Raw genomic sequence first — 6228 nt, 5'->3', positions numbered from 1 at the left:
GAAAAACCGGCAGAAAAACCGGCAGAGAAACCAGCAGAAAAACCGGCGGAAAAACCAGCAGAAAAACCAGCTGAAGAGCCATCTCAACCAGCTCCAGAAACTCCAGCCCCAGCTCCAAAACCAGCTGGAGACACTCCAGCACAACCTTCTGTTCCTGCAAGACCATCTAATCCGACATATGTCCCTTCATACCCTTCATATGTTCCATCATACAGCTCATATTCTGTAGTAGAACCAGCTAAACCAGCCGCTCCAAAAACAGGTTGGAAACAAGAAAACGGTATGTGGTACTTCTACAATACTGATGGTTCAACGGCGACAGGATGGCTACAAGACAACGGTTCATGGTACTACCTAAACGCTAATGGTGCTATGGTAACAGGTTGGCTACAAAACAATGGCTCATGGTACTACCTCAACAGCAATGGCGCTATGGCGACAGGATGGCTCCAATACAATGGTTCATGGTACTACCTAAACGCTAACGGCGCTATGGCAACAGGTTGGGCTAAAGTCAACGGCTCATGGTACTACCTAAACGCTAATGGTTCAATGGCAACAGGTTGGCTTAAAGATGGAGGTACTTGGTACTATCTTGAAGCATCAGGTGCTATGAAAGCAAGCCAATGGTTCAAAGTATCAGACGAATGGTACTATGTCAATGGCTCAGGTGCCCTTGCAGTCAACACAACTGTAGATGGCTATAGAGTCAATGCTAATGGTGAATGGGTAAACTAATATTCAATGAAAATCAAAGAGCAAACTAGGAAGCCAGCCGCAGGCTGCTCAAAACACCGTTTTGAGGTTGCAGATAGAACTGACGAAGTCAGTCACATCTATACGGCAAGGTGAAGCTGACGTGGTTTGAAGAGATTTTCGAAGAGTATAAGCCTAATATAACTAGTTAATACTGACTTCCTGTAAGAACTCTTTAAAGTATTCCCTACAAATACCATATCCTTTCAGTAGATAATATACTCTTGTAGGAAGTTTAGATTAAAAAATAACTCTGTAATCTCTAGCTGGATTTATGGCGCTAGAGACTACGGAGTTTTTTTTGATTGGTAAAGAATGGTGGTACTCAAGAGACTCTTAGTTTGCTATTTGATTTGAAAATTACAAATTCTTTCTCTTCTTGGCATTCTTGGTCAGGGAAACCTGGTAAGTATCCTGTTTTTTAGTGAGGTAATTGATGATTTGGAAATCGTTAGTTTGAGCCTTGAAATCAACTTCATAGACAGTGGTGACTTGTTCTCCATCATTGCTAATATCAATCGAGATGAGGTCTAACTCAGTACAGAATTGTGCCAGTCCAGATTGGATAGTTTGGAGTTGCTTTTCTTGGTTGGCGATTGTGATGGTTAATAGTCTGCGGCGTTGGTGATTGCTCTTGCTTTGTTGCTTTTCTAAAAGAAGCCATACTGCTAAGATAAAGACGGTGAAGAGAACAGCTAAGGCTAGGTAGCCTGTCCCTGCTGCCAGCCCGATAATCATGGCAAGGAAGATTGCAATTAGTTCCCGTGAGCCACTGGTGGCTGAACGGAAACGAATGAGGCTAAAGGTTCCTGCAACAGCGATAGAGGTTCCTAAGCTGCCATTTACCAGAAAGATGACCAAGGTCATCAAGCAGGGGAGTAGGGTCAAACTAACCGCAAATTCCCGTGTATAGAGAGTACGGTGTTTGTAAGCCCAGGTCAGCGCCAAACCTAAAATCAGGCTGACCAAGAGAGCCAGAAAGAGCTGGATAGGATTGGCAGTAGCAGTTGTGTCGTTGAAAATAGAATTAAAAAGATTAGACATAAGTAGTACCTACACTTTCTGTGCTTGGTCGTGGGCTATAGTCCAGCCCCTGAGACTTGTGGTAGGCGCAGCTGTATTTTGAAAATTTCTGCTCTACCAGTCCATATTGGTCGAGAATATCTTGTAGCCATTGGGGTTTTCTACCAGGTGCTTTAATTTCCATGATGACAATGTCCTCGTTTAGTAGAGGGAAACCGTCCTTTCCTGAGAATAAACTGACGTTCTCATCACGATAGGTTAGATTTTGGTCAATGGTGATACGAATTTTATTGTAGGGAAATCCGCTAATTTCTTTCTTTTCCTTGAGAGAAAAACGGAGTGGAGATAAAAACTTCTTCTATATTTTTTACCCAACCCACATTTACCTACTCTATATCTTAGCAAGTCTGCTTCATTGATCAATTTTAAATCATCTTGTAACTGGGATGTTTTTGATGCAAGAAGTACTAGTGTAGGAGAGAGTTTTTGTGGATGACTAGATGATGTCAATGATTTTTTCTATTTATTTTCAGTCAAAGATGATACAATAGTAAGGTCGCAAACACTAGACTGCGCAGGCAGGAGGTGATCTTATGTGCGTTTTCATCGAACTTGTCTTGCTACCTATTCTTGCTGGTACACTAGCGAATGTCTTATCGGAGTGGCTTATCCGATTTGTAGCAAGCAAATGCGACAAGAAAAAGAAATAGCCTGAGCGCCTTGAGCAAGCGCAAAAAAACACCACTGGCGGCAACCGGTGGTGTTTCTTATGTGCTTATTTCATCGAACTTTTAAGCAAGTCCATTGTACCATTAAAAAGAGTCTCTGTCAAAAATATTGTTATTGTATTGTTTCTCTCCCCAGTTCATCAGCTTCCTCCTTGACACTCGGTCAGTTTTTGATACAATAGTACAAAATTAGAGGAGGTAGGTTATGATTCAGAAACATGCGATTCCCATTTTAGAGTTTGATGATAATCCTCAGGCGGTCATCATGCCCAATCACGAGGGGTTGGATTTGCAGTTGCCTAAGAAGTGTGTCTATGCCTTTTTAGGTGAGGAGATTGACCGCTATGCTCAGGAAGTAGGGGCGGATTGTGTCGGTGAGTTCGTTTCTGCCACCAAGACCTATCCAGTGTACGTCATCAACTACAAGGGCGAGGAGATTTGTCTGGCTCAGGCTCCTGTTGGTTCAGCTCCAGCAGCCCAGTTTATGGATTGGTTGATTGGCTATGGTGTGGAGCAGATTATTTCCACAGGTACCTGTGGTGTGCTAGCCGATATAGAGGAAAATGCCTTTCTAGTCCCTGTTCGCGCTCTGCGAGATGAAGGAGCCAGTTACCACTATGTGGCGCCTTCTCGTTATATGGAAATGCAGCCAGAGGCTATTGCTGCTATTGAGCGAGTGTTGGAAACCAGAGAGATTCCTTATGAAGAAGTCATGACCTGGTCTACAGACGGTTTTTACCGAGAAACGGCTGAAAAGGTGGCTTATCGCAAGGAAGAAGGCTGTGCTGTTGTGGAGATGGAGTGTTCTGCGCTTGCGGCAGTAGCGCAATTGCGTGGGGTCCTCTGGGGTGAATTGTTGTTCACAGCTGATTCCTTAGCAGACTTGGATCAGTACGATAGTCGTGACTGGGGTTCAGAAGCTTTTGATAAGGCGCTAGAACTGAGTTTAGCAAGTGTTCACCTCCTTTAGTTATGCTGACAAAAGGTCTGCTTTATCATACAATGTCTAGCTCATACTTTGCAAAAATATGTTTAAACGAGGTCATCTTCCTCTTTTTGGACGCATGTTGAGATTGGGAAAAATCTTTAAAATCAGAAAAACGCATCATATCAGGTGAAAAACCTTGATACTATGCGTTTTTATTGTGGTAATATGAAATAAAATCTCAACAAATTGATTAGGTAAGTTGCATCAATTTCTAGTAATGTTTGAGAAGTTGTAGCCTACTATTTCAGATTCAAAATGGTGTGTTTCATTTTCTATAGAGTGAGTAGCTGGCGTTAAAAGCTCCTGTCTTACAGTCACATTATCAAGAACTCTTGAACGAGGCTTGTTATTGCCTAGACTATCAACAAAAAGGTGGCATTTTTTAGGCTTGGTGTTAGTGGATTTTGCCTTATCCTATCTAAGTCATTTCGAGCTTTTTATGGTACAATGGAAACATGTTATTCAAATTATCTAAGGAAAAAATAGAGCTAGGCTTATCTCGTTTATCGCCAGCCCGTCGTATTTTTTTGAGTTTTGCCTTGGTCATTTTACTAGGCTCTCTTCTTTTGAGCTTGCCTTTTGTCCAAGTTGAAAGCTCACGAGCGACTTATTTCGACCATCTCTTTACAACCGTATCCATGGTCTGTGTGACAGGACTTTTTACCCAGCCTGTCGCTGACACCTACAATATTTGGGGTCAGCTCATTTGTATGTTCTTGATTCAGATTGGTGGTCTGGGGCTCATGACCTTTATTGGGGTTTTCTATATCCAGAGCAAGCAAAAGCTTAGTCTTCGTAGCCGTGCAACTATTCAGGATAGTTTTAGTTATGGAGAGACTCGATCTTTGAGAAAGTTTGTCTATTCTATTTTTCTCACGACTTTTTTGGTTGAGGGTTTAGGAGCTTTATTCCTCAGTTTTCGTTTTGTTCCTCAACTTGGCTGGGGGCGCGGTCTCTTTAGTGCTATTTTTCTAGCTATATCCGCCTTCTGTAATGCAGGTTTTGATAATTTTGGAAGTACGAGCTTGATTGCTTTTCAGACTGATCCCTTGGTCAATCTGGTCATCGCAGGCTTGATTATCACAGGTGGTCTTGGATTTATGGTCTGGTTTGACCTTGCTACGCATATAGGGAAAAAGAAAAAAGGGCGCCTACATTTTCACACCAAACTGGTTTTATTACTGACGGTGGGGCTCCTAGCTTTTGGGACGGTGAGTAGTCTCGCTCTTGAATGGAACAATGCAGGGACGATTGGCAATCTCCCTGTTGCAGATAAGGTCTTGGTCAGCTTTTTCCAAACTGTCAGCATGAGAACGGCTGGTTTTGGGACAATTGATTACAGCATGGCTCGTCCTGTTACCTTATTGATTTATATCTTGCAGATGTTTCTCGGTGGGGCTCCAGGAGGAACAGCTGGGGGGCTCAAGATTACCACATTTTTTGTCCTCTTGGTCTTTGCACGAAGTGAGCTTCTAGGCTTACCTCATGCCAATGTCGCTCGACGGACGATTGCGCCGCGAACGGTTCAAAAATCCTTTAGTGTCTTTATTATCTTTTTGATGACCTTCTTGCTGGGCTTGATTTTACTAGGGATGACAGCCAAGGGAAATCCTCCCTTTATCCACCTCATATTTGAAACCATTTCTGCTCTTGGGACAGTCGGAGTGACGGCAAATTTAACTCCAGATTTAGGGAAATTAGCTCTAAGTGTGATTATGGTTCTCATGTTTATCGGACGAATTGGTCCCTTGACCCTGCTGGTCAGTCTAGCAGATTACCATCCAGAAAAGAAAGATATGATTCACTATATGAAAGCAGATATTAGTATTGGTTAAGAAAGGAAAGAGCATGTCAGATCGTACGATTGGAATTTTAGGCTTGGGAATTTTTGGGAGCAGTGTCCTAGCTGCCCTAGCCAAGCAGGATATGAATATTATCGCTATTGATGACCACGCAGAGCGCATCAATCAGTTTGAGCCAGTTTTGGCGCGTGGAGTGATTGGTGACATCACAGATGAAGAATTATTGAGATCAGCAGGGATTGACACCTGCGATACCGTTGTAGTCGCGACAGGTGAAAATCTGGAGTCGAGTGTGCTTGCGGTTATGCACTGTAAGAGTTTGGGGGTACCGACTGTTATTGCCAAGGTCAAAAGTCAGACTGCTAAGAAAGTACTGGAAAAAATCGGTGCTGACTCGGTTATCTCGCCAGAGTATGAAATGGGGCAGTCCCTAGCACAGACCATTCTTTTCCATAATAATGTTGATGTCTTTCAGTTGGATAAAAATGTCTCTATTGTGGAGATGAAAATCCCTCAGTCTTGGGCAGGTCAAAGTCTGAGTAAATTAGACCTCCGTGGTAAATACAATCTGAATATTTTGGGTTTCCGAGAGCAGGAAAATTCCCCATTGGATGTTGAATTTGGACCAGATGACCTCTTGAAGGCAGATACCTATATTTTGGCAGTCATCAACAACCAGTATTTGGATACCCTAGCAGCATTGAATTCGTAAAAGAGGGAGCTTCCCTCTTTTTTGATGCCCAATATGGCAAAGAGAGACAGAAGCCTTGTATTCTAGTAAAAGTTCTTCAAAGGCTGGACTTTATGGTAGAATAGAAAGAAGTGACAAGAGAGAGTAATACTCAATGAAAATCAAAGATCAAACTAGGAAACTAGCCGCAGGCTGCTCAAAACACTGTTTTGAGGTTGTAGATAGAACTGACGAAGTCAG

The 6228-nt window shown here is 42.7% G+C and carries 4 protein-coding genes and 2 pseudogenes; 4 read left to right on the top strand and 2 right to left on the bottom strand.

Annotated features, from left to right (window positions below; translation table 11 throughout):
* Positions 1–738, top strand: a pseudogene (locus HT698_RS10350) (choline-binding protein A); the annotation flags it as partial.
* 378 nt (positions 739–1116) lie between these two features.
* On the opposite strand, the gene HT698_RS07645 reads toward HT698_RS10350, so the two are convergent.
* Positions 1117–1800 carry a DUF4956 domain-containing protein gene (locus HT698_RS07645; protein ID WP_173219955.1) on the bottom strand — a complete coding sequence of 228 codons (684 nt, stop codon included), beginning with the start codon at positions 1798–1800 and terminating at the stop codon, positions 1117–1119.
* Positions 1793–2116, bottom strand: a pseudogene (locus HT698_RS07640) (VTC domain-containing protein); the annotation flags it as partial. The gene HT698_RS07645 and the pseudogene HT698_RS07640, both read right to left, overlap by 8 nt.
* Before the next feature lie 596 nt (positions 2117–2712).
* On the opposite strand from HT698_RS07640, the gene HT698_RS07630 reads away from it, so the two are divergent.
* The 3 genes from HT698_RS07630 to HT698_RS07620 all read left to right on the top strand — a co-directional run bounded on the left by HT698_RS07630 (position 2713) and on the right by HT698_RS07620 (position 6009).
* On the top strand, positions 2713–3477 hold the full coding sequence (locus HT698_RS07630; RefSeq protein ID WP_173219958.1) for a nucleoside phosphorylase: 765 nt from the start codon (positions 2713–2715) through the stop codon (positions 3475–3477).
* Between the two features lie 473 nt (positions 3478–3950).
* Positions 3951–5330, top strand: a complete 1380-nt coding sequence (locus tag HT698_RS07625) for a potassium transporter TrkG (RefSeq protein WP_173219961.1) — start codon at positions 3951–3953, stop codon at positions 5328–5330.
* 13 nt (positions 5331–5343) lie between these two features.
* On the top strand, positions 5344–6009 hold the full coding sequence (locus tag HT698_RS07620) for a TrkA family potassium uptake protein (protein ID WP_173219964.1): 666 nt from the start codon (positions 5344–5346) through the stop codon (positions 6007–6009).
* Positions 6010–6228 lie beyond the last annotated feature (219 nt).

This window comes from Streptococcus sp. 3109, from assembly GCF_013276905.1.
In the GTDB taxonomy this organism is placed as follows: Bacteria; Bacillota; Bacilli; order Lactobacillales; family Streptococcaceae; genus Streptococcus.
This window is presented reverse-complemented; position numbering and strand designations above follow the sequence as displayed.